This is a genomic window from Bacillus tianshenii (assembly GCA_020524525.2).
In the GTDB taxonomy this organism is placed as follows: domain Bacteria; phylum Bacillota; class Bacilli; order Bacillales; family Bacillaceae_N; genus Bacillus_AV.
Genome location: CP129018.1, coordinates 2,066,740 through 2,093,176, shown reverse-complemented (window position 1 = coordinate 2,093,176; position 26,437 = coordinate 2,066,740). Strand labels below are relative to the sequence as shown.

The window sequence follows — 26,437 nt, the reverse complement described above, 5'->3', positions numbered from 1 at the left end:
GAAAACGAGTGTTATTGGAGGAAATGATATGCCGACGCCAAGTATGGAGGATTATATTGAACAAATCTATCTTTTAATAGAAGAAAAAGGATATGCCAGAGTTTCTGACATAGCTGAAAACTTGGCGGTACACCCATCCTCCGTGACAAAGATGGTGCAAAAATTAGATAAAGATGAATATCTTATCTATGAAAAATATCGCGGATTAGTTTTAACTGCAAAAGGAAAAAAGATCGGTAAACGACTTGTTTATCGCCATGAATTGCTTGAAGATTTCTTACAAATAATCGGTGTACAGGAAGACCGGATCTATGAAGAAGTGGAAGGAATTGAACACCATTTAAGCTGGGATTCGATTGATCGTATTGGTGATGTTGTTCAATATTTCACGGAAGATAAAACACGCATTGATTCATTACGAGAGACACAAAAGAAGAATACTCAAGAAAACTAACATTCTGAGATAGACATGGAATGTTAGTTTTTTTATGTATCCACCCACTTTTCTTTGTACTATTTATGCGTCATTGTGCTTAGGATGAGATATAGGCTGTATCCTAAAGGGGTGATGCTTGTGCGAGTGGATGGGGTTTTCTCTGGAGGTGGGATGAAAGCAATTGCGCTTGTAGGAGCGCTTGAAGTAGTAGAAGAACGTCGTATTCAGTTTGAACGACTTGCTGGTACGAGTGCAGGGGCGTTAGTTGCCGCATTAATTGCTGCTGGCTATACAAGCTCTGAAATTACTGAGTTGCTCGATGACTTAGATACAAAACAGTTTTTAGATGCTCCAAAAACACCTTTTTTATTTATAAAGTGGTTAAGACTTTATTGGAAGCTTGGTTTATATAAAGGAAATGAATTAGAAGAATGGGTTGAGGAGCGTCTTCGTCAAAAAGGAATTCAAACGTTTGCGGACTTACCAGATGGGAAGCTTCGAATCATAGCGTCCAATTTAACACGCGGGGAGATGGTTGTGCTCCCAGATGACTTGCATAAGTATGGTTTGCGAGCAGGTAGTTTTTCTGTGGCCAAGGCCGTGCGAATGAGCTGTAGTATTCCGTATTTTTTTCAGCCGGTAAAGCTTTATTCGGTGAATGGTGAGAAGAACATCATCGTAGATGGAGGGGTTTTAAGTAACTTTCCTGTGTGGTTGTTCATGAATGAAAAGCGAAGACCTGTGCTTGGCGTAAAGTTAAGTGCAAACATGGAAAGCATGCCAAAGCATCGAATATGCAATGGACTTGAAATGTATAACGCATTGTTTGCGACAATGAAAGATGCGCATGATGCCCGTTATATCTCCTCTGCTGTAGAAAAAAATATCATCTTTATTCCAGTTAGTTCAGTTGTTACAACAGAGTTTAATATGGACGAAGAGAAAAAGCATAAGTTGATGAAGCTTGGAAGAATGCGGGCAGAAGCTTTTTTCAAAACGTGGAGTTGTTAATAAAAAAAGAAGAATCGAAGCTCTTAAAAAAGAGCTCGATTCTTCTTTTTGCCTTTTTTACCTTCAATGACAGTTAAGCGTGGATCATTCTTTTTCCGTGGTGCGCGGAATTTTGATTTGCCTGGCTTTACTTTAAATTTGTTTTTTTGAAAGCTTTTTAAGGAAGTTGGACGGTTTTGGCGTGCTGCTCTTGGTGCTCGTGCTGGTTTAGCAGATTGATGCAGCTTTGCAGACTGTTTGGCGGCCTTGCGGTATGCTGCATAATCGCTATTTGAGTAGCGGCGATTCATAACCATACGGAAAATAAAGAAGAAAATCGCTACTACACCTGCAGTTATGAGCAACTGCGTAAGTAAAGACATTGGTTCAGTAAACAATTTATAAAGTAAACCAAACACAGCTAGACTGATCAAAAACATGACAATCGGATTCATTGAACGGCGGAACAACGCAGTCACCTCCTATTATTATCACAGTCAACCAATATGACGAGTGTTCTTTTCATCCTCTGCAAGCTGCTCTTGTTCAAGCATCTTGTTAAAAGATGCAATCGCGACTTCAACTTGGTCATTCTTCGGTTCTTTCGTCGTTAACAATTGCAGTGATAAGCCTGGATAACCAAGGTAGCGAAGAATAGGAATGTCGCGCACTTTATTTGTAAGCTGTAAAACTTCAAAAGCAATACCAAGAACAACAGGAATTAACGCAAGACGATTCACGACTCTTACCCAAAGAGGCTCTGTTGGTACAAGTAAGTAAACGAACACACCGATAACGACGGTAAAGAGAATAAAGCTACTACCGCACCGGTAATGGAGACGTGAATGACGCTGTACATTTTCAACTGTTAACGGCATGCCATTTTCATACGTATTAATCACTTTATGTTCAGCACCATGATATTGGAAGATACGCTTAATAAGCGGCGTTAATGAAATTACGTAGATATACCCTAACAACAGAATAAGCTTAAAGAAACCTTCTAGTAAGTTTTGCATGAGATGTCCCGGGAAAGTTGGCCTTAAAAATTCTGCTAAGAAGGCTGGTGTTAAGGTGAAAATGAACTTTCCGAACAAGAATGATAGAACACCGACAGCAGCAACGCCAAGAACCATTGAAAGCTTGGAACCTTGTTGCTTATCAAGGGTATGGTCTTCAGTTGGGTCAAGTTCAAAACGTTCACTTGAAAAATTTAAATGCTTTGAGCCGTTTGCGCTTGCTTCAATAATTGCAATCATTCCCCGTAAAAAAGGGATTCGTTTAAATTTATTCAAAACGGGATTTGGTTTTTTGTCTGTTACGAGATAATCAATTGTTTCATCTGTTCTTCTTATTGCAGTGACAGATGTATGTTTGCCGGCAAACATAACACCTTCCACAACGGCTTGCCCGCCGTAAGCCTTTGGCGTATCTTTTGACATTTTCCATCAACCCTACTTTTCAAATATTGTATATCTTGTAGCATACTATACTTACCTATATTCTACAGCAAATTTTGTGAATCCTCTAGGTTGGTGGTTATATTTATTATTCCCGTTATGAAAAAAAATACACGTCTAATCTCGGTACTAATTGACTCATTTGTAGTAAATTTCGGTCATGAATGAAAAGAAGGGAGGACATACTACATAGCGGAGGTGTGACAATTATGAGAAATCATGAGACGCAAAACGAACAGCTTGAGCAAAATAAACGCGAGCAGCCAATGTCACATATAGGAAGAACGGCCACAATCGGATTCTTTGGTGGGCTGCTGTGGAGTACAATTGGCTTCATTGCTTATTACTTTCATTTCACAGCATTCAGTCCGGCTTTTGTATTAGATTTGTTTATGGTTGGTGATTGGAAAGAAGGAGCACTTGGGCATTTAATTGGCATATTGGTCATTGCGATTTTGTCAATTGGAGTGGCGTATCTTTACAATTTTATCTTAAAAAATATTGATAATGTATGGGCAGGTATTCTATTTGGTGTTGGATTATGGGTGATTGTTTTCTTTTTACTTAAGCCGCTTTTCCCGAATGTGAAAGCTGTTGCGAATTGGGAGCTTAATACGATTGTGGTAACACTTTGTTTATATATTTTATACGGTGTATTTGTCGGATATTCGATTTCTTTTGATGCGAAAGAAATGGCGCATGCTGACCAACAGCTGAAAGAAAGCTATTCAAACGAGTAGTAGTGTGATAAAATATGACTGGAAATTTGTCTATGGAAGCATTGATGTGATGGCTTTCAAATGTATGAACAAAAGGAGCTTATCCATGCGTGTACTTGTATTGAACGGACCTAACCTAAATCGCTTAGGAAAACGTGAACCTGGTATATATGGAAGTGAAACATTAGCCGATTTGGAAGAACAGCTCCGTCAGTCAGCAACGAATGAATCCATTGAAGTTGAATTTTTTCAATCTAATCATGAAGGTGAATTGATTGATTGCATACATGATGCCGAACGTTTTGACGGCATCATTTTAAATGCCGGCGCCTTTACTCATTATAGTTACGCAATTCGAGATGCGATTGCCAGTATCAATGTCCCGGTTGTTGAAGTACATATTTCGAATGTGCATGCGCGTGAATCGTTTCGGCATCACTCTGTCATTTCACCTGTCGTTATTGGACAAATTGCAGGCTTTGGATTCTATGGCTATCAAATGGCTATGCTTGCGCTGAAACAATACAAAGGAAAGGAATGACAGGATGAATCAGTTGACAAAACTACGCGAACAATTTGCAAAGCTTGGGATCGACGGTATGCTTATTACGAGTGATAAAAATCGTCGCTATATGACTGGTTTTACAGGAAGCGCTGGGGTCGTACTTATTACCGAAGAGAAAAGCGCTTTTGTTACAGACTTCCGTTATATGGAACAAGCAAATGACCAAGTAAAAGGCTATGACATCGTCCAACATAAAGGACCGATTCCTGAAGAGATTGCACGGCTTGCAAAAGAGATGGGCATAAAGAAGCTTGGATTTGAACAAGACCATATGTCTTTCTCACAATATCGTACATATGAAGAAGTAGTAGGGACTGATATAGTTCCTGTATCTGGTGCAGTTGAAAAGCTTCGTTTGATCAAATCAGAGGAAGAACTTACAATTATTAAAGATGCTGTAAAAATCGCAGATAAAGCATTTGAACACATCCTTACATTCATTCGCCCTGGGGTGACAGAATTAGAAGTATCAAATGAGTTAGAATTCTTCATGCGTAAGCAAGGTGCTTCATCTTCTTCGTTTGATATTATCGTGGCATCTGGTTACCGTTCTGCACTGCCGCACGGGGTCGCTTCAGATAAAAGGATTGAAAGCGGCGAGCTTGTAACACTTGATTTTGGAGCTTATTATAAAGGCTATGCCTCTGATATTACACGTACAATCGCAGTCGGAGAAGTAAGCGACAAATTAAAAGAAATTTATAACACCGTCCTCCAAGCACAACTCCTTGGTGTAGAAGGGACGAAAGCAGGAATAACTGGTATTCAAGCCGATGCTCTTACACGAGATTATATTAAAGAACAAGGCTATGGTGAGTATTTTGGCCATTCAACAGGACATGGTATTGGCTTAGATGTGCATGAAGGACCTTCGCTTTCTTTCAAATCAGATACAGTGCTTGAACCTGGTATGGTTGTGACAGTTGAGCCAGGAATCTATGTTCCGAATGTAGGCGGCGTTCGTATCGAAGATGATCTTGTCATTACCGAAAACGGAAACGAAATCTTGTCACAATCACCAAAAGAATTAATTATTTTATAAACGGAAACGGGAGGAACAAACATGATTTCAGTAAATGATTTTCGTACAGGTTTAACAATTGAAGTAGACAACAGTATTTGGCAAGTTATTGAATTCCAGCACGTAAAGCCAGGAAAAGGTGCAGCATTTGTTCGTTCAAAGCTTCGTAACCTTCGTACAGGTGCGATTCAAGAAAAGACATTCCGTGCAGGTGAGAAAGTAAGCAAAGCACATATCGAAAACCGTAAAATGCAATATTTATATGCAAACGGTAACATGCATGCTTTCATGGATAATGAAACATTCGAACAACTAGAGCTTCCAGAAGCTAGAATCGAAGACCATTTGAAATTCATCAAAGAAAACATGGAAGTAAATATCCTTACTTACGAAGGTGAAGTAATTGGTGTTGACTTGCCAAACTCAGTTGCGCTTCAAGTAACCGAGACAGAACCAGGAATTAAAGGTGACACAGCTCAAGGCGCAACAAAGGCTGCAACACTTGAAACGGGTCTTGTCGTACAAGTTCCATTATTTATTAATGAAGGTGAAACACTTATAATTAATACAAGTGATGGAAAGTACGTTTCCCGCGCATAATTAGTATATGCAAGAAATCCCCATGTGGACACAGGTCCGCATGGGGATTTTTTTGTGCATCTTTCAGAACAATATTTCTAAGCAATTCGCCTTCGCTTTTCTGTCATGAAGGGGTTTTGGTTTGCATACATTGAGACTAGCAATGCTATTAGGCTGGTAAGGGGGGGAGGGAAATGGAGGAGGTATTGGCATTTTTGCCTGAATCCCTTCAAGAAACAATCACTCAGATGTCTGTTTCAGAGCAAGAGAGAATTGAAGAGATACGCTTACGAATTAACCGTCCTCTTGAAGTGATCGTAGCAGGAAAGCCGGTTTATCCAGCCATGCGGAACGTGCTGCATGAAGAAGGCGTGTACTTTCTTAATCGAATAAGTCAGTATTCACTTTATACACTCGAAGAAGAATTTAGGCGCGGCTTCATCACGATTAGCGGGGGACATCGTATTGGGATTGCTGGCAAAGTCATCACAGAAAATGGGGCTGTTAAAGCGATTCGTGACATTACTTCCTTTAATATACGAATCGCAAGAGAGAAAATTGGCGTTGCTGAATGTTTAATACCGCACATTTATAAAGAAGGCTGGCTTAATACGTTATTAATCGGCCCGCCACAAAGTGGTAAGACAACGCTTTTAAGAGATCTTGTTCGGATTATTAGCAGTGGAAATAAGCAATGGGGTACCTCTGCGCAAAAAGTTGGACTCATAGATGAACGTTCTGAAATTGCAGGCTGTGTGAATGGGATTCCGCAGCATACATTCGGGATCCGCTTAGACGTATTAGATGCTTGTCCGAAAGCTGAAGGCATGATGATGATGATTCGCTCGATGAGTCCGCAAATTATTGTGGTCGATGAAATCGGCAGACGAGAAGATGTCGAGGCCATTATTGATGCTGTTCATGCTGGAATTCAACTATTTGTGAGTATTCACGGTTTCACTCTTGAGGATGTTAAGCAACGACCGATATTTCGAGACCTGTTTGATAATGGTGTGTTTGATACGTATGTGGAGCTTTCAGCTCGTAAAGGGGCTGGGACAATTGAAGTAATTCGCAACAAAGAAGGTATGGTTAGTACAACAGCAATGGAAGTGAAATCATGATGAAACTTGTGGGCGCACTTATTATTTTAATGAGTTCAACATGGACAGGTTTTGAAGCGGCAAGGCGCTTAAGTGAGCGGCCGCGGCAGCTTCGTCAATTGAAAGCAGCCCTTCAGGCATTAGAGGCTGAAATTATGTATGGGCAAGTTCCCGTGGCTGAAGCGTGCAGCAGGATTGCGGCACAGACGTCAAAGCCGTTATCGTGGTTTTTCGAGCGCTTTTCAAAAAGGCTTGCTCAAGGTGATGTCGCGTCATTAAGTGAAGCGTGGCTTGGTTCATTAAAGGAAGTGTGGAAGTTGACTGCTCTTAAAGAGAATGACTTTGAGATTATGAGGCAATTTGGTGAAACGTTAGGTAGGCATGATGCAATTTCACAGAAAAAGCATATCCAGCTAGCGATCGTACACTTGCAAAGAGAAGAGGAAGATGCCCGAACACAGCAGCAAAAGTATGAAAAAATGGTTAAGAGTTTAGGTTTTTTATCGGGCTTGTTAGTGGTTATTCTGCTTATGTAGTTGTGTGAGAGAGGAGAATTTTTGTGGCAGTGGATGTGAATACAATCTTTCAAATTGCTGGGATTGGCATTGTTGTGGCAATGATTCATACCGTTTTAAAAACGATGGGAAAAGGGGATTGGGCGGACTGGGTAACACTGATTGGATTTGTCGTCGTCCTTTATATGGTGGCGACGATTATTGATGATTTGTTCCAAAAAATAAAAGGCGTCTTCCTATTTCAAGGTTAGAGGGGGGATAGGCGATTGAAATTATCCAAATTGTTGGCATTGGCTTAGTCGCGGCTTTTTTAGCATTAATATTAAAAGAACAAAAACAATCGTTCGCCTCCCTTCTCGTTGTTTTTGTCAGTGCTGCTATTTTTATTTTTTTAGTTGATAAAGTATATGAAATTATTCATATGCTTGAAAAGCTGGCTCTTTCAGCGAATATCAATATGATTTATGTGGAAACAATTTTGAAAATTATCGGTATTGCCTACATTGCTGAATTCGGGGCCCAAATTACAAAGGATGCAGGGCAAGGTGCCATTGCCTCAAAGATAGAGCTTGCAGGCAAAATATTAATCTTGGCGATGGCAGTACCGATTTTAACGGTCATTATCGAGACGGTGCTCGAAATGCTGCCAACTTCATAAGCGAAAGCCGTCACAATGCGGGGTGTGTGAAGTTTGCCTGTTCAAAAGAAAGCAAGATTCGCTTTTATTTTTGTTCTTGTCCTTATGCTGTTATTGCCGATTGTTGTACAAGCTAATGAGGTAGGGCAAGAGGACCAATTTATAGAGGAACAGTTCCAAAATCTAGACGGAAATGAAATGCAACAATATTGGAATAAGGTTGTTGACCAATATGGAGGATTTTTGCCTGAAAGTCATAAAGGAACGTTCTATGATTTTATTAGGAATGGAAAAGACTTTTCGATTCAAGCTTGGTTGACTGGCATACTGCGTTTCTTGTTCTATGAATTACTTGCCAATGGAAAGCTGCTTGGTATGCTTATCCTCTTAACAGTATTTAGTATGCTGCTGCAAACTCTGCAAAATGCCTTTGAGAAAAAGAATGTCAGTAAGGTTGCATATGCACTTGTGTATATGGTGTTGATTGTAATTGCGTTGAATAGCTTTCATATTGCAATGTCATATACAAATGAAGCGATTCATACAATGATCAGTTTCATGCTTGCTTTACTTCCACTGCTGCTTGCATTAATGGCTTCAGTCGGTGGAGTAACATCAGTTGCATTCTTTCATCCGATCATTGTCATGCTTGTTAATACGAGTGGCATGCTCATTCAATATATTGTTTTACCTTTGCTGTTCCTTTCGGCTTTGTTAAGTATCGTTAGCACGCTAACCGATCATTACAAAGTAACACAGCTGGCCAATTTACTGCGAAATATTGCAATTGGCTTGTTGGGAACCTTCTTAACGATCTTTCTTGGCGTTATTTCTGTCCAAGGCGCTACTGCAGCGATTACAGATGGGATTGCTGTTCGAACGGCAAAATTTATTACTGGGAATTTTGTTCCAGTTGTTGGGCGGATGTTTACCGATGCAGCTGATACCGTCCTTGGTGCGTCCATGCTGTTGAAAAATGCAGTTGGTATCGTAGGTGTGGTCATCCTTCTTTTAATCGCTGTATTTCCTGCTATAAAAGTATTTACACTTGCATTAATTTATAAGCTTGCTGCAGCTGTCTTGCAGCCACTTGGCGGCGGGCCTGTTATCACATGCTTAGATATCATCAGTAAAAGTGTTATCTATATTTTTGCAGCACTTGCCGTTGTATCATTTATGTTTTTTCTTGCTGTCACGATGGTCATTGCGGCTGGTAATTTGTCATTAATGGTTCGTTAGCCCATAAAGGCGGGGTGAAAATGGAGTACTTATCGAATTGGATGACCAATATTGTGTTGTTCATCTTGCTCGCGGTTGTTGTTGATATGCTTCTTCCCAATTCATCCATGCAAAATTACGCAAAGATGGTAATTGGTCTCCTGTTAATTTTGCTGATTTTAACACCAATTTTGAGATTTTTTTCAGAAGATTTCGAAAGTGTTTTGAAAAGTATTGAAATGAGCGACTTTTCACAGAATGAACAACTTAAAAATAAGATTGAAGAGAAGAAAAAAGAAATACAAGCAGGACAACGTGCATATATCTTAGACAAGACGGCTGTCCAAATGAAAGAAAATGTTCAGGAGGAGTTGATGAATGAGTACGGATATGAAATTGCAGACATTGAGCTACAGCTTGCGGATGGGACTGGTGACGATTGGACAACGGTTGATATCCAACAAATCGCTGTAGTGCTGATGAAGAAGGCAACCGATGAAGTCGTTGACAAGCAAGTAGAGGAAGTGAAGATTGTCCAAATTGATGTACAAGCAAAGAATGAACAGCCATCCGCCGCAGAGGTGACAGATTATACACATATTCGTAGCTTTCTTGAGTCGCGGTGGGGCATATCTGATGAGAAGATTACAATTTCATCAGAGGGGGTGAAAGGTGAGCGTGAGTGAGAAAAAAGGAATTATCGAACGGTTGAAAAGCTTGGTCTTTAAGGAAGGAAGCGCCAACCCAAAAAATTTACGCGGTTACATATTAATTGCTGCACTGATCGGGATTGCAATGATGGTTCTCGGACAAATCTACAAACCAGATGTACCGCAAGAGCCTTCCGCGATGTTGCCTTCAAGTGAACAACATGAAAAAGATATTCCTGTATTAGGAAATAATCATGATAACAAACCCAATTCAATGGATCATTACGAAAAAGAATACGAAGAACAGCTTAAAAAAGCTTTAGAACATATATCAGGTGTTAGCGATGTCACTGTCATGGTTAATTTAGAAGCGACTGAAGCAAAAGTTGTGGAAAAAAACTCAGTTACACAAACACAGAAAACTGATGAAACAGACAGGGAGGGAGGCAAACGCCAGGTCGAGGATTCCTCGAAAGATGAACAAGTTGTCCTCGTCCGAAAAGGTGATCAAGAAGAGCCGATCATTGTGAAAACACGGAAACCAGAAGTACGTGGGGTGCTTGTTGTTGCTAGCGGTGCCGAAAATGTGCAAGTGAAGCAATGGATTGTAGAGTCTGTTACACGCGTATTAAATGTACCGAGTCACCGCGTTTCGGTTATGCCTAAGAGTACGAAAGGGGAGTAATGAAATTGTTGAAAAAACAAACAGTATGGTTATTAACAATGTTAAGCTTAGTTGTCGTTCTTTCAGTGTATTATGTAACATCGCCGCAACAGCAAATAAGCGAGGAATTTGCTGCAACAGAGCAAGCACAAGATGAGCAAGCGGAAGCAATGCCAGCAGAAGCAACAAAAACAGAAGCAACAGAAAATAATGAGCAGCCGGCAGAACAAAGCTCAGGTATTGAAACAGTAGTCGAAGAAGTGCAAGAAGGTGATTCAGTCGCTTCAAGTGTGTCCACTGATGATTTGTTCACATCACTTCGAATGGAACTTGACGACCAACGCAGCAAGATGAAGGAGGAGCTTCAAGCTGTAGTTGCTTCAACAAATGTAACGGCTGAAAAAAGAAGTGAAGCACTTGATAAGATTGAACAAATTAATGAAGTATCTAATAAAGAAGCAATTTTAGAAACAATGATTAAAGCAAATGAGAAATATTCAGATGTTCTTGTGAAAACAAATGAAGATGAAGTGAAAGTAATCGTGAAAGCAACTAAAAAATCAGAAGCATCTGCAAATGAATTAATGCAAATGGTTCGTGATGAAATGGGAATTAATAAAGTAGCGGTTGAATTTCAAGCAGTAGAGTAAAGAACTTGGCGAAAAAGCCAGGTTCTTTTTTTTTATTTAATGTATAATGAATGGCACTTAAAATAGAAAAGTTTTGTAAACTTTGTATGCTCATTAGTAGACATTTTGGGGCAAAATTTTAAAAGGCTTTTATAGTTATTTTGTCTATTAAATTGAAATTCTCTAATATAAATAAAAATTCAAAAAAATATCAAAAAATGCTTTCTTTTGTCGACGTTTTCATGTAGCATTTGTATAGGAATAAACATCTGTCGCAAGTATATCTGTAATTTGCTGACTATTACAAAAATTTAGTTGATTGGATAATTGGATAAGGTTTCTTTTTTTAGAAAGATGTTGAGCGAACGCTCGATTGAAAATTCACAAAGCGATTTGATCGCTCTAATCATTTATCGTATAGTTTAAATATCATTGTATAAACCCCTTATTAAAAGGGTTTAAAAATAAAACCTTTACATACAAACAGATATTAAGGAGTGGGCAGAAGTGTTAAAAATTCAAGAAATTCGTGAACTAATCAAGCTTCTTGACAAGTCTAGTATTGATGAATTGTCTTATGAGGAGCAAGGAGCAAAGATTAAGCTTAAGAAGAACCAAGGTGGAGTTAAGCAAGTTGTTGCAACTGAACAAGTAGAAGCAGCACCAGCACCAGCTCCAAAGGTAGAGGCAGCACCAGCACCGAAGCCAGAAGCACCGAAAGCAGAAGCAGCACCACAACCGAAAGAAGAGAAGGCAGCAGACATTAACGACGAGAACCTACATAAGATTGTTTCTCCGATGGTTGGTACGTTCTATGAATCACCAAACCCTGATTCTGATGTATATGTGAAAGTGGGAGACAAAGTATCAAACGACAGCATCGTTTGTATCGTAGAAGCAATGAAGCTTTTCAACGAAATCGAAGCAGAAGTAGAAGGCGAAATCGTAGAAATCCTTGTGAAAAACGGAGAGCTAGTTGAATACGGTCAACCATTGTTCCTTGTAAAGTCAGAATAGGAGGCGTTTTCATTGATTAAAAAAGTGCTCATTGCAAACAGGGGAGAAATCGCTGTTCGCGTCATCCGTGCATGTAAAGAGCTGGGCGTTCAAACAGTTGCCGTTTATTCAGAAGGCGATAAGGATGCGTTGCATGTACAAATGGCGGACGAAGCATATTGTATCGGTCCTGTAGCATCAAAAGATAGTTATTTAAATAAAACAAATATCATTACAATTGCAACTTTAACGGAATCAGATGCCATTCACCCAGGCTATGGCTTTTTAGCAGAAAATGCTGACTTTGCTGAGCTATGTCGTGATAGCGGTATCACCTTCATCGGACCAAGTCCTGAAGCGATTACAAGAATGGGAACGAAGGACGTTGCACGTGAAACAATGCGTGAGGCTGGCGTTCCGATTGTTCCTGGTTCAAAAGGGATTGTTGAATCAACTGATGAAGCTGTAGAGCTTGCAAATGAAATGGGATATCCTGTTATCATAAAAGCAACTGCTGGTGGCGGCGGAAAAGGAATTCGCGTTGCCCATACAGAAGAAGAACTAGTAAAAGGTATCAATATGACTCAACGCGAAGCTGAGACAGCATTCGGTAATCCGGGCGTTTACATTGAGAAGTTTATCGAAGACTTCCGTCACGTTGAAATTCAAGTTCTTGCTGACAACTATGGCAACACGATTCATTTAGGTGAGCGTGATTGTACAATCCAGCGTCGTATGCAAAAGCTATTAGAAGAAACACCTTCTCCTGCATTATCAGAGGAGCTGCGTGCAGAAATGGGTGCTGCAGCTGTGCGTGCAGCTCAAGCTGTTGATTATTCAGGTGCAGGGACAGTGGAATTCATTTTTGATGCTACCAATCAGAAGTATTATTTCATGGAAATGAATACGCGTATCCAAGTTGAGCATCCTGTAACAGAAATGGTAACAGGTGTTGATTTAATCAAGGAACAAGTTCGCGTAGCTTCTGGTGAAAAGCTTTCATTGAAGCAAGAGGATGTAGAATTTAACGGATGGGCAATTGAATGTCGAATCAATGCAGAGAATCCAGACAAGAACTTCATGCCATCACCAGGGGAAGTAAAAATCTACTTGCCACCAGGTGGGTTTGGAATCCGTGTTGATTCAGCTGTTTATCAAAATTATCGCATCCCACCATTCTATGATTCTATGGTAGCGAAGCTTATCTCATATGGTGCAACACGTGAAGAAGCGATTTCCCGTATGAAGCGTGCGCTCAGCGAATTCGTGATTGAAGGTATTGATACGACAATTCCATTCCACCAACGTCTACTTGAGCATGAAGTGTTTGTGGGAGGGGATTTCAACACGAAATTCCTTGAGAAATATGATTTAACAAAGAAAAAATAAGTGAGGTGCTGCTGTGTTGAGTGAAAACAACATTTTGGAGATGACAAGTGCATCATCTAACCTCGGAAAAGTAGAAATCGCGCCAGAAGTAATTGAAATTATTGCAGGGCTTGCAGCTTCAGAAGTAGAAGGCGTTAGCCAGATGCAAGGAAACTTTGCTTCAGGCGTTGTCGAACGTCTTGGGAAAAAGCAGCACGGAAAAGGCGTTAAAGTTGACTTGACAGAAGATGGAATAAGCATTGATGTCTATGTCTTTATGAATTTTGGCGTGTCAATTCCGACGATTGCACAAAAAATTCAAGAAAACATCCGTGAAACATTGCTGACGATGACAGCGCTAGATATTAATGAGATTAATATCCATGTTGTTGGCGTTAACTTTGAATCACAAAAGGAAACAGAATAAAGCGGAAAAGCCAAAGGAGTAAGTGCTCCTTTGGCTTTTTTCATGATGTTTGGAAGCGGATGGTGTTTTATAAAATCATTTTATGCTATTATCATGTTATGTCTTGAAGTATGAACTTGATGAGATGAAAGGAAGAAAGTCATGAAACGCAGAACAGCGAGAAAGAAAACATTGCAGGCATTGTTCCAAACAGATGTCGGCCAAACAGAACCGAAAGAAGCATTGAGCAATGTCGTTAACGATACAGAAGTGGATGAGTTTCTACAGAACCTTTTCTACGGCGTCATCGAAAAACGCGATGAAATTGATGAATTAATTAGTGGAAATCTTGAAAATTGGAAATTTGAACGTCTTGGCAATGTTGACCGTGCGATTTTACGTATTGCAACGTATGAGATGAAATTTATGGAAGATATACCCGTAAATGTCTCAATGGACGAAGCAATTGAACTTGCGAAAACATTTGGCGATGATGATTCAAGCAAATTCATTAATGCCGTCTTATCAAAAGTTAAAGCAAAACTGTAAGACCTTGTAACATTGCAAGGGGGATGGAAAATGTCAACGAAACGCTTTCTTACTGTAACGGCTCTTACAAAGTACATAAAGCGGCGCTTCGACAGTGACCAGCATCTGCAAGAGGTATGGTTAAAAGGAGAAATCTCAAACTTCAAACATCACAGTAGAGGCCATATGTATTTTACATTAAAGGATGAAAATGCACGGCTTACAGCTGTGATGTTTGCCGGTTTTAACCGCTATTTAAAGTTCATGCCTGAAAATGGGATGAAGGTGTTGGTAAGAGGCGAAGTATCGGTGTACGAGCCGTATGGACAATACCAAATGTACGTGAAAGAAATGCAGCCAGACGGGATTGGAAACTTGTACCTTGCATTTGAAGAATTAAAGAAAAAGTTAGATACCGAAGGGTTGTTTGCACAGCATCATAAGAAGCCACTTCCAAAGATTCCACAACATATTGGTGTGATTACCTCTCCTACAGGGGCTGCGATTCGAGATATTTTAACAACATTGAATCGTCGTTTTCCGATCGCAAAAGTGACGGTCATTCCAGTCCTTGTCCAAGGGGAGAATGCAGCCCCTTCGATTGTAAAAGGAATTGAAACAGCAAATGCGATTGGTTCATTTGATGTGTTAATTACCGGCCGTGGTGGCGGCTCGCTTGAAGATCTATGGCCTTTTAATGAAGAGGATGTTGCGAGAGCAATTTTTCACTCTAAGATCCCAGTTATTTCTGCGGTTGGTCATGAAACAGATGTGACTATTTCTGACTTTGTTGCAGATATGCGAGCACCAACACCGACGGCAGCTGCTGAATTGGCTGTTCCACACTTTGAAGAGCTACACGAACGGCTTCATCAGCGGCAAATGCGTCTTGTACGTGCCTTAAATGAAAAGGCTGTTTCAGCACGTGAACGACTACAACGTTTACAAAAATCGTATGCCTTCAGATATCCAGAAAAACTTGTTGCCCAAAAAGAACAGGAGCTTGATCGATTGTTCGAACGTTTGCAAAAGGAAGGTGAACGTAAGCTAGAACGAAAGCAACAGGCGTTCACTCATTTGGCCAACCGGCTAAAGCAACAGCATCCATTCGAACAATTACAGCAAGCATCAGAGCGAAGAGCTCGCGCTGTTCACACGCTTGAACGAACTTTTTTAGAAATAAAGAAGGAAAAAGAGTTTTTACTTAAAAATGCTATATCAAAACTCGAAACATTGAGCCCGCTTAAAATAATGGAGCGCGGATATGGACTTGTATACCGTGAAGATGAAAAACTCGTAAAATCCATTCAAGATGTCCAGCCTGGTGACCGTGTACAAGTACAGGTTCGTGATGGTCAATTAGATTGTCAAGTATGGGGATTAGAGGAGCGTGAACAAAATGAGTGAAACAGAAGTAACATTTGAAGAAGCAATGGAAAAGCTTGAACAAATCGTTGAGAAGCTTGAAGAAGGAGACGTACCACTTGAACAAGCGATTGCTTATTTTCAAGATGGTATGAATTTATCAAAAGTTTGTCACGATAAGCTCCAAGCAGTAGAAAAGCAAATGGCGGAGATTTTGCAAGATGATGGTGAGCTTCGTCCGTTTACAATTGAGGAGGAGCAAGAGTGAGTGTGTCTTCTCTACAAGATTATTTAAAAGAACAAAAGTTAAAAATTGATGCAGCTTTAATTGATTCAATTGAAGGACTGCAAACACCAAAAGTGCTTAAAGATGCTATGATTTATAGCGTTAAAGCGGGTGGAAAGCGTCTTCGTCCGATTTTATTGCTTGAAACCTTACGCGCATTTGATAAAGATGAGCAGCTTGGCATGAATGTAGCATGTGCGCTCGAATTGATTCATACATACTCTCTTATTCATGATGACTTACCAAGCATGGATAATGATGATTTGCGACGAGGTCTACCGACTAATCATAAAGTGTTTGGTGAAGCAAATGCTATTTTAGCTGGAGATGGGTTGCTGACACATAGCTTTCGAGTAATTACAGAAAGTGAACATTCAGAATTAACGGCAAGTAAGAAGGTGGCATTAATTGCTGAGCTTTCAAAGGCCGCAGGACCAGAGGGTATGGTTGGTGGACAAACAGCTGATATGGCTGCTGAGGAGCAAGAGGTTTCACTTGAAGAGCTAGAAGCTATTCATGAGCATAAAACAGGCAAGCTTCTGCAATTCAGCGTTAAAGCAGGTGCATTGCTTAGTGAAGCGGATGAAAGTCAAATGAAAAACCTTGAGCAATTTGCAAAACACCTTGGGCTTGCTTTCCAAATCAAAGATGACATCTTGGATATTGAAGGTGATGAAGAGAAGATTGGTAAGCCTGTCGGAAGTGATGCCGGCCTGCAAAAAAGTACGTATCCAAAGCTCTTAACGCTAGAGGGTGCAAAAGAAAAATGCAATACTCATTTTCAGTATGCAATTAAAGCTCTTCATCATGCAAATATTAATCATCAACGCCTTGAAGAGCTTGCAACCTTTATTACGCAACGTGATCATTAAAAAGGCGGACAAAAGATAAGCCGATCGTTTATGATTGAGTACACCTTGGTTTTGTGATATATTAATAGTACAAATTCGGGGTGGTGCAGTATTCTAGTCAGTCTACCGTACCTGAAGGCGGGCCTAAAAATCCGCTAAAGGGCACATCGATGAAGTTCCTTGTGCCGGCTTGAGGCGCCCAGCCTTGGGTTGGTGCTGGGAGTTAAGGTCGCAGGGCGATCCACAATGGCATGTGGGCGTTGACCCTGCTTCCGCGGAGGCCCATTCTTGTAGGTGGTGGCGCTCGCATGCGCAGCCTATGAAATGGGGTATGAACCTGCTACGTAAGTATACAATGGGAATCCTTGCGAGCAGCGTAGCCTGCCTTGAGTGGAGTCAGAGGGGATTATGGCTACAGGAACAGGGTTGTTCAGCAGGCCACTGACACTTGTTTCTCGACCATATGAAATCTACTCTGCAAAAGAGGCTAGGGTACGGTTAAAGGCTGTTGAGGAAAACTCCTAGACTGTTCCATTTGGACATATAAAAGGGATTATAGTGCGGACTAAGTGGTAATCCAGTCCAGCTTGAGGTGACTCGGCTGAGGTGGATTTAAAGGGAAACCGCCAGAGCGGCAACGCTCGGTATCTGCTTGGGAAAACCTACTGGACCTAAGCCGCAGTCTTTACCTTTTATGTGACCTCCCCAACTACATATCGTGATCAATTTTCCAGATAAACGGAAATATATAGATAGAACGAAATGCATTCAAGATAGGTGTCGATAAAACAAAGATGAAAGAATTAATACGTAATTCAACGAAATTTAGCTTGGGGATTGCCGTTATCACGTTTGTGTTAGCGGCTCTTTTTTCAATTGTATCTACTTTTACGTTAAGCGGCGTCGCTTGGGGGATTGGGATGATCATCGTGTTTGTGATCGTCTTTGTTGGTGTGTTTTTCGACATGCTTGGGATTGCAGCAGCTGCTGCAGATGAAGTCCCCTTCCATGCAATGGCCTCCGAACGTGTGAAAGGCGCTAAAGAATCAATCGTCATTGTTCGTAATGCAGACAGGTTTGCAAGTTTTTGTAACGACGTAATTGGTGATATTGCGGGGATTGTGAGTGGTACAGCCTCAGCTCTCGTTGTTTTACAGTTGACAGTCGGATTGGGACACTCAGAAGACTCCCTATTAGGACAAACTGTTTCTGTTGTATTTACGAGTGTGGTTGCAGCGGTTACGGTCGGTGGAAAAGCATTCGGAAAATCGTTCGCTATTCGATTCTCCACAAAAATCATTTTCCAAGTCGGGAAACTCTTCTACTACTTAGATGAAAAGCTTAATATTAAGTTTTTCGATACAAGTAAGAAAAAGCGGAAAGAACAGAAACGAAAGTGAGTGGGTTCTAATGGATCTTAATTCAATTCAGTCACCAGCAGACATCAAACATATGAGTCATCATGAGTTAAGCGAGCTTTCGCAAAGCATTCGTCAATTTTTAATTGAAAACTTATCTAAGACGGGTGGACATTTAGGTCCGAACTTAGGTGTTGTGGAATTGACGATTGCCCTTCATAAAGTGTTTGACAGCCCAAAAGATAAGTTTATTTGGGATGTTGGTCACCAATCATATGTTCACAAAATATTGACAGGCCGTGCAGGCCAATTTGAGACACTTCGAAAGTATAAAGGCTTATGTGGGTTTCCGAAGCGTTGTGAAAGCGAACATGATGTTTGGGAGACAGGTCATAGTTCCACTTCACTTTCGGCAGCGATGGGAATGGCAGCGGCCCGTGATATAAAGGGAACTGATGAATACATTGTGCCAATTATTGGAGACGGGGCGCTTACAGGCGGCATGGCTCTTGAGGCGTTAAATCATATTGGTCATGAGAAGAAAGATATGATTGTCATTTTGAATGATAATGAAATGTCAATTGCGCCGAATGTTGGTGCCTTGCATAATGTACTTGGACGTCTTCGAACTGCAGGGAAATATCAGAAGATGAAGGATGACTTGGAATGGTTGCTTAAGAAAGTGCCAGCAGTTGGCGGACGACTTGCATCAACCGCTGAACGTGTAAAAGACACCTTAAAATATTTTCTCGTATCAGGTATGTTTTTTGAAGAACTTGGCTTCACCTATCTTGGTCCAGTTGATGGACATAATTATAATGATTTATTTGAAAACCTTCGCTATGCGAAAAAGGTAGAAGGCCCTGTAATCATTCATACGATAACGAAAAAAGGAAAAGGCTATAAGCCGGCAGAAACAGATACCCGTGGTACATGGCATGGTGTTGGTACCTATAAGATTGAGTCTGGTGAAGTGCTTAAGCCTGTGGATGCTCCTCCTGCATGGAGCAAAGTGATTAGTTCTGCGGTGCAAAAGATTGCGCGTGAAGATAAGCGTGTAGCAGCAATTACACCTGCGATGCCTGTTGGCTCTAAGCTAGAGGAATTCCGTGATGAATTTCCAGACCGCTTCTTTGACGTAGGGATTGCAGAACAGCACGCCGTTACGATGGGTGCAGGCCTTGCTACGCAAAACTTAAAGCCGTTTGTGGCCATTTATTCGACGTTTTTACAGCGTGCCTATGACCAAGTGGTGCATGATGTATGCCGTCAAAACTTAAATGTTTTCTTTGGAATTGACCGTGCTGGTCTTGTTGGGGCGGATGGTGAAACACATCAAGGTGTCTTCGATATTGCATTTTTGCGTCATTTACCAAACTTGACAATTATGATGCCAAAAGATGAAAACGAAGCACAGCACCTTGTCTATACCGCTCTTCAATATGATGACGGCCCAATTGCGATTCGTTATCCACGTGGGAATGCTCTAGGGGTACCGGTCGATAAAGAAATGAAGGAAATTCCAATCGGCTCATGGGAAGTGTTGCGAGAAGGTTCACAAGCAGCGATTTTAACATTCGGTACGACCATCCCAATGGCCATGAGTGCAGCTGAACAGCTCGCTAAGGAAGGCGTACAAGTGAAAGTCATAAATGCGCGTTTTATCAAGCCGTTAGATGAAAATGTGCTGCATGAATTACTTGGACAAAATATGCCGATTTTAACTATTGAAGAAGGTGTTCTTCAAGGCGGCTTTGGAAGTGCTGTACTTGAATTTACGCACGATCATAATTATTCACATGCTGAAATTTCACGCCTGGGTATTCCAGATAAATTCATTGAACATGGAAGCGTGAAAGAGCTGTTGAATGAAATCGAATTAACTGAAGAAGGCGTTGTTAAGCAGATAAAGCGCCTAATACCAAAACAACAGAAAAGGGCTTGAGGCATGGCAGGTAAGAAAGAACGAATCGATATATTACTTGTAGAGCAAGGATTTTTCGAAACGAGAGAAAAAGCAAAACGTTCGATTATGGCAGGTATCGTTTTTGCCGATGGTCAACGTGTAGATAAACCAGGTGTTAAAGTAAAAGATGAAGTCGCAATTGAAATTAAAGGGCGTGTGCTTCCTTATGTCGGTCGCGGCGGACTTAAGCTTGAAAAAGCATTAAAAGTATTCGACTTAACGATGAAAGAAAAAACAGTGATTGATATCGGCGCTTCAACAGGCGGTTTTACAGATTGTGCTCTTCAAAACGGGGCAAGCAGGGTATATGCTTTAGATGTCGGTTACAATCAACTGGCATGGAAGCTACGTCAAGATGAGCGCGTTGTAGTAATGGAACGGACAAACTTCCGCTATGTTACGTTGGATGATTTAACAGAGGGGCAGCCGAACAGTGCTACAATTGACGTGTCGTTTATTTCTCTTCGTCTCATCCTGCCTGTCTTAAAAGAGCTTTTGCAAGAAGACAGTGATGTCGTAACACTTGTTAAACCTCAATTTGAAGCAGGTCGGGATGAAGTTGGGAAGAAAGGGATTGTCCGTGACAAGGCTGTTCATGAACGAGTCTTAACCGAAATCGGTGATTTTGCTCAAGGTCTTGGCTACTCTATAATGGATGCCTCCTACTCACCAATTACAGGCGGTGATGGAAATATTGAATTTCTATTGCATCTATGCTGGAAGCCGTCTGAGAAGCGGTCAATGAAAGCTTTCATTCCGAGTCAAATTGTACAGGAGGCACATGACAACCTCAAGAAAACAAACGGAGCGGGTAACAGCTGATTTTAAGCGTTACCCGTTTTTTTCGAAATATAAAGAACCTTTAAGGCTGGGCTCGATACGCTCACACTTTGTCACATAAAATGTACAACTTATACAAAATCGTATAACATAAGGGTAATGTAAATGCAGGTTAGGTAAAAGAGGTGTAAAGATGAATAAAGGGCAACGCCATATTAAAATTCGAGAATTGATTACAAATAATGATATTGAGACACAAGATGAACTTGTTGACCGCTTGAAAAATGCAGGCTTTAATGTCACACAAGCGACTGTATCTCGTGACATTAAAGAGCTTCATCTTGTTAAAGTTCCAATGATGGATGGCCGCTATAAGTACAGCCTTCCAGCCGATCAACGCTTTAACCCGCTACAAAAATTAAAACGAGCTCTAATGGATGCATTTGTCCGTATTGATTCGGCAAGTCATTTGCTTGTTATGAAGACATTGCCGGGAAATGCAAATGCAATTGGTGCATTAATAGATAATTTGGATTGGGAAGAAATATTAGGTACAATTTGTGGTGATGACACGATACTTATCATTTGTCGTTCAGAAAAGGATACAGAAGAGATTACAGAACGCTTCTTAGAAATGCTGTAAAAGATAATAAAAAGGTTGGTGCAGCATGCTTGCAGAATTATCGATTAAAAACTTTGCAATTATTGAAGGGTTAACCGTTTCCTTTGATGAAGGTTTGACGGTTTTAACTGGGGAAACAGGTGCTGGAAAATCGATTATTATTGATGCGATTGGTTTGCTTATCGGTGGAAGAGGGTCTTATGAGTTTGTCAGACATGGTACGCAAAAGGCTGAAATTGAAGGACTCTTTCTGATTGAAGAAGATTCACATCCTTGTTATAAGAAAGCAGCAGAGCTAGGCATTGAAATTGAAGAAGGACAAATTGTGTTAAAGCGGGATATGACAAGCAAGGGAAAAAGTATTTGCCGAATTAATGGGAAGCTTGTCACCCTTGCGATCCTTCGTGAAGTCGGCCAGACTCTTGTTGATATCCACGGTCAGCACGAGCATCAGGATTTGATGAATAGTGAAAGACATCTAATGCTGTTAGATGAGTTTGCTCATAATCGCATTAGCGAAACGTTAAATGAGTATACTGATATTTATGAGAGTTATGTAAAACTACAAAAAAAATTAAAATCCTATAATGAAAATGAACAAGAGCTTGCTCATCGGCTTGATCTAATCCAATTTCAGCTTGAGGAAATTTCAAATGCAAAGCTGAAACTGAACGAAGATGAAGAGCTGATGAATGAAAGGAATCAATTAGCGAACTTTGAAAAGGTACATCAATCACTTAAAAATAGCTATGAGGCGTTAAGTGGCGAGCAACGGGGCCTTGACTGGGTTGGCCTTGCGATGAGCCAGTTAGAAGATGTCGCAGAGCTTAGCGAAGATTTGAAATTGATGAGTGAACAAGTCGCAAACAGCTTTTATTTGCTTGAAGAAGCATCTTTTTCATTAAGAGATCAGCTAGAAGAGCTTGAATATGACCCAGAGCGTCTTGATTTTATTGAATCACGACTAAGTGAAATCAATATGCTTAAGAAAAAGTATGGGACATCTGTTGAAGAAATTTTAGAATATGCAGCAAAAATTGAAGAAGAAATTGATGAAATTGAAAATCGAGATGTACATTTAGATAAGCTGAAGAAAGAATTAAATAGTGTTGCAGAAGATTTATTAGTTGAAGCAAAGCATTTATCAAAGCTTCGAAAAGAAGCAGCTGTTCAATTAACAGCAATGATTCATCATGAGCTTCAAGAATTGTATATGGAGAAGACAACCTTCTCGGTAGAATTTGACCGAAAAGAAGGGGACCATGAAAATGTTGAGCTGGAAGGAAAGCCTGTCCAATTTGGCCGAAAAGGAATTGACCAAGTCGACTTTTACATATCGACAAATCCAGGAGAACCACTGAAACCTTTATCAAAGGTTGCATCAGGTGGGGAGCTTTCACGGATTATGCTTGCGTTAAAAAGCATTTTTTCGGAGCATCAAGGTATTACTTCAATTATATTTGATGAGGTGGATACTGGTGTAAGTGGCAGGGTAGCTCAAGCGATTGCCGAGAAAATTCATCGCGTTTCTATTGGTTCACAAGTGCTCTGTATTTCACACTTGCCACAAGTCGCTGCAATGGCTGATACTCATTTATATATTTCAAAGAAAATGGAGGCAGAACGAACAACTACCTCTGTTCAAGAGCTGAATGAAGAAGAAAAAATAAGAGAAATTGGACGCATGATATCAGGTGTAGAAGTGACGGAGCTAACACGACAGCATGCGCAAGAACTTTTGGAGCTTGCAGAAGAGATTAAAGCGAATGCATAAAAAAGCTATCCTGCTGGATAGCTTTTTCTTTTTGAGCAGTTATATTTCGACCGTGCTAAGGAAAAGTTATTATTACGGCATGCAAAAGAGAAAAAGCCGTTACGTATGTTGGTGATGACTGGAAGCGAGGAGAGTGAGAAAGCTTGAGAATAGATGTATTAAGACGAATAATCGGTGTATTTCTCCTTGTTTCTTGCATTGTATTCGGTTTTAGCAAGCAAGCAAACGAATATTTTTCGATTCCAAATGAGTTGCACCTGTTTGAAGGTGAACAGTTTGCTGTTACATCTTTACCAGTTAGTGCAAAGGTGGATAATGAAAGCGTTTTTGCCGTTCAAACAAATGATCAAAAACAACTTTCTGGTGAAGCGAAAACAAGCGGGGAAGCCCTTATGGTTCTTGAAATGGGAGATGTTCCGCTTAAGAAAGTTGATGTAAAGGTTCACCCTGATTTTAAAGTAATTCCGGGTGGGCAATCGATCGGTGTAAAACTAAATACAGCTGGTGTTCTTGTGGTAGGACACCATTTAATTGTTACAGATAATGGGAAGATGTCACCAGGTGAAAATGCAGGTATTGAAGTTGGTGATATTATTCTTCAGATGAATGACCAAAAGATCGAAGAAATGGGAGATGTCGCCCCGATTGTGCAACAAGCAGGTAAAGAAGGTAAATCAGTGGAAGTAGTAGTAAAGCGGGAAAGTAAGCAGTTCGAAACCCAATTAACACCAGTGAAAAGCAAGCATGAAACGAATTACCGTATGGGGCTTTATATACGTGATTCTGCCGCTGGAATTGGTACGATGACCTTCTATGACCCAAAATCAAAAAAATACGGTGCACTAGGTCATGTAATCTCTGACATGGATACAAAAAAGCCAATCCTAGTTCATGATGGAGAGATTGTTCGTTCAACCGTGACCTCAATTGAAAAAGGAAAGGGCGGCGTGCCTGGTGAAAAACTTGCGCGTTTTTCAGAAGACAAGCGAGTGCTTGGCAATATTACACGAAACAGCCCATTTGGTATCTTCGGCGTTCTAAACGATGACATTAACAATAACCTTAGAAATGAACCGATGCCAATTGCGATGTCACATCAAGTGAAGGAAGGGCCTGCAAAGATTTTAACCGTTGTCGAGAATGATCAAGTACAGGAATTTGATGTTGAAATAGTCAGCACTGTTCCACAAAAGTTCCCTGCTACTAAAGGGATGGTAATCAAAATCACCGACAAACGACTTTTAGATAAGACAGGCGGTATCGTACAAGGCATGAGTGGAAGCCCAATTATTCAAGATGGGAAGCTGATTGGTGCAGTTACCCACGTATTTGTGAATGATCCGACATCAGGCTACGGAGTTCATATCGAATGGATGCTCCATGAAGCAGGAATTGACATATATAAAGAAAATAAGAAAATCGCCGGTTAATTTTTTATAAACAGTTGTGCTATTTTAACAGTACAACTGTTTTTTTTGTTATAAAGTCGACAGTTTTTTATTCGGTAACGGAACACGTGACAAAAAAGGTGACTCTGAAGTAAGATTAGGGTATAGTCGAATTCACTCGAAAAGTTAAGAAATAAGAAGAATTGTGTAGCAAATAATGGGTTTTTATGAAATTTTTTAAAATAAAAAGGAATTCGTATTGCATTGTCGAAAGTTTTTTCTAGAATAGATCTTAGGCACAAATTTTTCTGGGGAGGAACAAAGCTTGAGTAAAATTAAAGTGTGTTTAGTAGATGACAATCGGGAACTCATTGGTTTGCTAGAAGAGTTCATTGCCAAACAGGATGATATGGAAGTGATTGGTGTTGCGTATAATGGTCAAGAATGTTTGGAAATGTTGAAGGAAAAAACACCTGATGTACTGGTGTTGGACATTATTATGCCACATCTTGACGGTTTAGCTGTTTTAGAAAAGATTCGAGAAATCAATATGCCGCAGTTACCTAATGTCATTATGTTGACAGCTTTTGGTCAAGAAGATGTAACAACGAAAGCGGTAGAGCTAGGTGCCTCATATTTTATTTTGAAACCATTTGATATGGAAAACTTGATAAGCCATATTCGCCAAGTAAGTGGAAAAAGTTCCTCTATTACTAAACGCCCAATTTCATCGCGCCATTCATCTGCACCAGTAAATAAAGAACGAAACTTAGATGCCAATATCACCAGTATTATTCATGAAATTGGCGTACCTGCACATATTAAAGGTTATCTCTATCTCCGTGAAGCGATTTCAATGGTCTATAAAGATATTGAATTGTTAGGGTCAATTACGAAAGTGTTGTATCCAGATATTGCAAAGAAATACAATACAACGGCAAGCCGGGTTGAGCGTGCAATTCGTCATGCGATTGAAGTAGCATGGAGCCGAGGGAATATTGAATCAATCTCAAATCTTTTTGGTTATACAGTTAGTGTTACAAAAGCAAAGCCTACTAATTCGGAGTTTATCGCAATGGTGGCTGATAAGCTGCGCCTAGAGCATATGGCTTCTTGAAAGGATGATCCCTCCTAATTTAAAGTTTTAGGAGAATTTAAATTACCTCTAGACCAAAAATTTTATATAATAAAAAGAAAAGCACCTCTCCAGTAAGAGGTGCTTTCATTTTCTATCTAAGTAGCTCATTTACGTATTGAAGATAATGCGTACCTTTTCCAAAATGGTCTTCTACCTTTTTTTCTAACATTGGACGAATCTTATCATTATGTCCCTTTAACACTTGATCAAAATAGAGATACCAATTAAAAATAAGTGACTTATCCCCTTCGTTCATCCTGCTCCCCCTTTGACTTGCAATAAAAACAGTTCTAAAGTCTCTTTTATTTGCTAATAAATAAAATTTATAACAATAATTGTATGTGTAAAATGATGAAAAATCAATATAAACCATGAAAAATTTCACACTTAAACATAGGTCTATATAATTAGTATGAATTTTTATA

Annotated in this window: 31 protein-coding genes; 28 read left to right on the top strand and 3 right to left on the bottom strand. The window is 40.1% G+C overall.

Going from position 1 to position 26,437, the window contains the following annotated elements; all coding sequences use genetic code 11:
- Positions 1-28: 28 nt before the first annotated feature.
- Together mntR and LC040_10565 are read left to right on the top strand one after the other, a co-directional pair.
- Positions 29-454 (top strand): transcriptional regulator MntR, encoded by a 426-nt coding sequence (gene mntR, locus LC040_10570; protein ID WLR49752.1) that lies wholly within the window; start codon positions 29-31, stop codon positions 452-454.
- 120 nt (positions 455-574) lie between these two features.
- Positions 575-1,447, top strand: coding sequence for a patatin-like phospholipase family protein (locus tag LC040_10565; protein ID WLR53261.1), 873 nt, complete (start codon positions 575-577; stop codon positions 1,445-1,447).
- A gap of 23 nt (positions 1,448-1,470) precedes the next feature.
- Here the strand turns inward: LC040_10565 and LC040_10560 are convergent, their stop codons facing one another.
- Together LC040_10560 and LC040_10555 are read right to left on the bottom strand one after the other, a co-directional pair.
- Entirely contained in the window at positions 1,471-1,896 is a 426-nt protein-coding gene (locus LC040_10560) for an SA1362 family protein (protein ID WLR49751.1), read from the bottom strand.
- Positions 1,897-1,923: 27 nt separating this feature from the next.
- Positions 1,924-2,868, bottom strand: coding sequence for a DUF1385 domain-containing protein (locus tag LC040_10555; GenBank protein WLR49750.1), 945 nt, complete (start codon positions 2,866-2,868; stop codon positions 1,924-1,926).
- Between the two features lie 227 nt (positions 2,869-3,095).
- On the opposite strand from LC040_10555, the gene LC040_10550 reads away from it, so the two are divergent.
- The 26 genes from LC040_10550 to spo0A all read left to right on the top strand — a co-directional run bounded on the left by LC040_10550 (position 3,096) and on the right by spo0A (position 25,991).
- Positions 3,096-3,626 (top strand): YqhR family membrane protein, encoded by a 531-nt coding sequence (locus LC040_10550; GenBank protein ID WLR49749.1) that lies wholly within the window; start codon positions 3,096-3,098, stop codon positions 3,624-3,626.
- An 85-nt stretch (positions 3,627-3,711) separates the two neighbouring features.
- Positions 3,712-4,146, top strand: a complete 435-nt coding sequence (aroQ, locus tag LC040_10545) for a type II 3-dehydroquinate dehydratase (protein WLR49748.1) — start codon at positions 3,712-3,714, stop codon at positions 4,144-4,146.
- Positions 4,147-4,150: 4 nt separating this feature from the next.
- Entirely contained in the window at positions 4,151-5,212 is a 1,062-nt protein-coding gene (locus tag LC040_10540) for a Xaa-Pro peptidase family protein (protein WLR49747.1), read from the top strand.
- A gap of 21 nt (positions 5,213-5,233) precedes the next feature.
- The gene (gene efp, locus LC040_10535) at positions 5,234-5,791 is read left to right on the top strand and encodes an elongation factor P (GenBank protein WLR49746.1); all 558 of its coding nucleotides are present in this window, start codon (positions 5,234-5,236) and stop codon (positions 5,789-5,791) included.
- 173 nt (positions 5,792-5,964) lie between these two features.
- The gene (spoIIIAA, locus tag LC040_10530) at positions 5,965-6,894 is read left to right on the top strand and encodes a stage III sporulation protein AA (GenBank protein ID WLR49745.1); all 930 of its coding nucleotides are present in this window, start codon (positions 5,965-5,967) and stop codon (positions 6,892-6,894) included.
- Complete coding sequence (gene spoIIIAB / locus LC040_10525) at positions 6,891-7,409, top strand: stage III sporulation protein SpoIIIAB (protein ID WLR49744.1); 519 nt, start codon at positions 6,891-6,893, stop codon at positions 7,407-7,409. Before spoIIIAA ends, spoIIIAB begins: the two co-directional genes overlap by 4 nt.
- Positions 7,410-7,432: 23 nt before the next feature.
- A complete protein-coding gene (gene spoIIIAC / locus LC040_10520; GenBank protein ID WLR49743.1) occupies positions 7,433-7,639 on the top strand; it encodes a stage III sporulation protein AC in 207 nt (68 codons plus the stop codon).
- 14 nt (positions 7,640-7,653) lie between these two features.
- Positions 7,654-8,046, top strand: coding sequence for a stage III sporulation protein AD (gene spoIIIAD / locus LC040_10515; GenBank protein ID WLR53260.1), 393 nt, complete (start codon positions 7,654-7,656; stop codon positions 8,044-8,046).
- A gap of 84 nt (positions 8,047-8,130) precedes the next feature.
- Entirely contained in the window at positions 8,131-9,264 is a 1,134-nt protein-coding gene (gene spoIIIAE, locus LC040_10510; protein WLR53259.1) for a stage III sporulation protein AE, read from the top strand.
- A gap of 20 nt (positions 9,265-9,284) precedes the next feature.
- Positions 9,285-9,929, top strand: coding sequence for a stage III sporulation protein AF (gene spoIIIAF / locus LC040_10505; GenBank protein WLR49742.1), 645 nt, complete (start codon positions 9,285-9,287; stop codon positions 9,927-9,929).
- Complete coding sequence (gene spoIIIAG / locus LC040_10500; protein ID WLR49741.1) at positions 9,922-10,578, top strand: stage III sporulation protein AG; 657 nt, start codon at positions 9,922-9,924, stop codon at positions 10,576-10,578. Before spoIIIAF ends, spoIIIAG begins: the two co-directional genes overlap by 8 nt.
- Before the next feature lie 5 nt (positions 10,579-10,583).
- Positions 10,584-11,207, top strand: coding sequence for a SpoIIIAH-like family protein (locus LC040_10495; GenBank protein ID WLR49740.1), 624 nt, complete (start codon positions 10,584-10,586; stop codon positions 11,205-11,207).
- A gap of 486 nt (positions 11,208-11,693) precedes the next feature.
- Positions 11,694-12,203 carry an acetyl-CoA carboxylase biotin carboxyl carrier protein gene (gene accB, locus LC040_10490; protein WLR49739.1) on the top strand — a complete coding sequence of 170 codons (510 nt, stop codon included), beginning with the start codon at positions 11,694-11,696 and terminating at the stop codon, positions 12,201-12,203.
- Between the two features lie 12 nt (positions 12,204-12,215).
- A complete protein-coding gene (gene accC / locus LC040_10485) occupies positions 12,216-13,571 on the top strand; it encodes an acetyl-CoA carboxylase biotin carboxylase subunit (protein ID WLR49738.1) in 1,356 nt (451 codons plus the stop codon).
- Positions 13,572-13,587: 16 nt separating this feature from the next.
- Positions 13,588-13,977 (top strand): Asp23/Gls24 family envelope stress response protein, encoded by a 390-nt coding sequence (locus LC040_10480; protein WLR49737.1) that lies wholly within the window; start codon positions 13,588-13,590, stop codon positions 13,975-13,977.
- A gap of 141 nt (positions 13,978-14,118) precedes the next feature.
- Positions 14,119-14,505 (top strand): transcription antitermination factor NusB, encoded by a 387-nt coding sequence (gene nusB / locus LC040_10475; protein WLR49736.1) that lies wholly within the window; start codon positions 14,119-14,121, stop codon positions 14,503-14,505.
- 30 nt (positions 14,506-14,535) lie between these two features.
- Positions 14,536-15,891: an exodeoxyribonuclease VII large subunit gene (gene xseA, locus LC040_10470; protein WLR49735.1), complete on the top strand. Its 1,356-nt coding sequence runs from the start codon at positions 14,536-14,538 to the stop codon at positions 15,889-15,891.
- Positions 15,884-16,117: an exodeoxyribonuclease VII small subunit gene (locus LC040_10465; GenBank protein WLR49734.1), complete on the top strand. Its 234-nt coding sequence runs from the start codon at positions 15,884-15,886 to the stop codon at positions 16,115-16,117. The genes xseA and LC040_10465 overlap by 8 nt, the downstream gene beginning before the upstream one ends.
- Positions 16,114-17,007: a polyprenyl synthetase family protein gene (locus tag LC040_10460; GenBank protein ID WLR49733.1), complete on the top strand. Its 894-nt coding sequence runs from the start codon at positions 16,114-16,116 to the stop codon at positions 17,005-17,007. Before LC040_10465 ends, LC040_10460 begins: the two co-directional genes overlap by 4 nt.
- Before the next feature lie 773 nt (positions 17,008-17,780).
- Positions 17,781-18,386, top strand: coding sequence for a hypothetical protein (locus LC040_10455; GenBank protein WLR49732.1), 606 nt, complete (start codon positions 17,781-17,783; stop codon positions 18,384-18,386).
- Between the two features lie 10 nt (positions 18,387-18,396).
- Entirely contained in the window at positions 18,397-20,289 is a 1,893-nt protein-coding gene (gene dxs / locus LC040_10450) for a 1-deoxy-D-xylulose-5-phosphate synthase (protein ID WLR49731.1), read from the top strand.
- Positions 20,290-20,292: 3 nt separating this feature from the next.
- On the top strand, positions 20,293-21,132 hold the full coding sequence (locus tag LC040_10445; protein WLR49730.1) for a TlyA family RNA methyltransferase: 840 nt from the start codon (positions 20,293-20,295) through the stop codon (positions 21,130-21,132).
- Positions 21,133-21,283: 151 nt separating this feature from the next.
- The gene (gene argR / locus LC040_10440) at positions 21,284-21,733 is read left to right on the top strand and encodes a transcriptional regulator ArgR (GenBank protein ID WLR49729.1); all 450 of its coding nucleotides are present in this window, start codon (positions 21,284-21,286) and stop codon (positions 21,731-21,733) included.
- 25 nt (positions 21,734-21,758) lie between these two features.
- Entirely contained in the window at positions 21,759-23,486 is a 1,728-nt protein-coding gene (gene recN / locus LC040_10435; GenBank protein WLR49728.1) for a DNA repair protein RecN, read from the top strand.
- 143 nt (positions 23,487-23,629) lie between these two features.
- Entirely contained in the window at positions 23,630-24,916 is a 1,287-nt protein-coding gene (spoIVB, locus tag LC040_10430; GenBank protein WLR49727.1) for a SpoIVB peptidase, read from the top strand.
- A gap of 283 nt (positions 24,917-25,199) precedes the next feature.
- The gene (gene spo0A / locus LC040_10425; protein WLR49726.1) at positions 25,200-25,991 is read left to right on the top strand and encodes a sporulation transcription factor Spo0A; all 792 of its coding nucleotides are present in this window, start codon (positions 25,200-25,202) and stop codon (positions 25,989-25,991) included.
- Between the two features lie 112 nt (positions 25,992-26,103).
- On the opposite strand, the gene LC040_10420 is transcribed toward spo0A, so the two are convergent.
- Positions 26,104-26,268, bottom strand: coding sequence for a hypothetical protein (locus LC040_10420; GenBank protein ID WLR49725.1), 165 nt, complete (start codon positions 26,266-26,268; stop codon positions 26,104-26,106).
- Positions 26,269-26,437: the final 169 nt, after the last annotated feature.

What these genes read in the sequence shown, in the direction of transcription:
- mntR (WLR49752.1), top strand. Translation starts at nt 29, where the DNA reads ATGCCGACGCCAAGTATGGAGGATTATATTGAACAAATCTATCTTTTA.
- LC040_10555 (WLR49750.1), bottom strand. Translation starts at nt 2,868, where the DNA reads ATGTCAAAAGATACGCCAAAGGCTTACGGCGGGCAAGCCGTTGTGGAA.
- LC040_10550 (WLR49749.1), top strand. Translation starts at nt 3,096, where the DNA reads ATGAGAAATCATGAGACGCAAAACGAACAGCTTGAGCAAAATAAACGC.
- aroQ (WLR49748.1), top strand. Translation starts at nt 3,712, where the DNA reads ATGCGTGTACTTGTATTGAACGGACCTAACCTAAATCGCTTAGGAAAA.
- LC040_10540 (WLR49747.1), top strand. Translation starts at nt 4,151, where the DNA reads ATGAATCAGTTGACAAAACTACGCGAACAATTTGCAAAGCTTGGGATC.
- efp (WLR49746.1), top strand. Translation starts at nt 5,234, where the DNA reads ATGATTTCAGTAAATGATTTTCGTACAGGTTTAACAATTGAAGTAGAC.
- spoIIIAA (WLR49745.1), top strand. Translation starts at nt 5,965, where the DNA reads ATGGAGGAGGTATTGGCATTTTTGCCTGAATCCCTTCAAGAAACAATC.
- spoIIIAB (WLR49744.1), top strand. Translation starts at nt 6,891, where the DNA reads ATGATGAAACTTGTGGGCGCACTTATTATTTTAATGAGTTCAACATGG.
- spoIIIAE (WLR53259.1), top strand. Translation starts at nt 8,131, where the DNA reads ATGCTGTTATTGCCGATTGTTGTACAAGCTAATGAGGTAGGGCAAGAG.
- spoIIIAF (WLR49742.1), top strand. Translation starts at nt 9,285, where the DNA reads ATGGAGTACTTATCGAATTGGATGACCAATATTGTGTTGTTCATCTTG.
- nusB (WLR49736.1), top strand. Translation starts at nt 14,119, where the DNA reads ATGAAACGCAGAACAGCGAGAAAGAAAACATTGCAGGCATTGTTCCAA.
- xseA (WLR49735.1), top strand. Translation starts at nt 14,536, where the DNA reads ATGTCAACGAAACGCTTTCTTACTGTAACGGCTCTTACAAAGTACATA.
- LC040_10465 (WLR49734.1), top strand. Translation starts at nt 15,884, where the DNA reads ATGAGTGAAACAGAAGTAACATTTGAAGAAGCAATGGAAAAGCTTGAA.
- LC040_10455 (WLR49732.1), top strand. Translation starts at nt 17,781, where the DNA reads ATGAAAGAATTAATACGTAATTCAACGAAATTTAGCTTGGGGATTGCC.
- dxs (WLR49731.1), top strand. Translation starts at nt 18,397, where the DNA reads ATGGATCTTAATTCAATTCAGTCACCAGCAGACATCAAACATATGAGT.
- LC040_10445 (WLR49730.1), top strand. Translation starts at nt 20,293, where the DNA reads ATGGCAGGTAAGAAAGAACGAATCGATATATTACTTGTAGAGCAAGGA.
- argR (WLR49729.1), top strand. Translation starts at nt 21,284, where the DNA reads ATGAATAAAGGGCAACGCCATATTAAAATTCGAGAATTGATTACAAAT.
- recN (WLR49728.1), top strand. Translation starts at nt 21,759, where the DNA reads ATGCTTGCAGAATTATCGATTAAAAACTTTGCAATTATTGAAGGGTTA.
- LC040_10420 (WLR49725.1), bottom strand. Translation starts at nt 26,268, where the DNA reads ATGAACGAAGGGGATAAGTCACTTATTTTTAATTGGTATCTCTATTTT.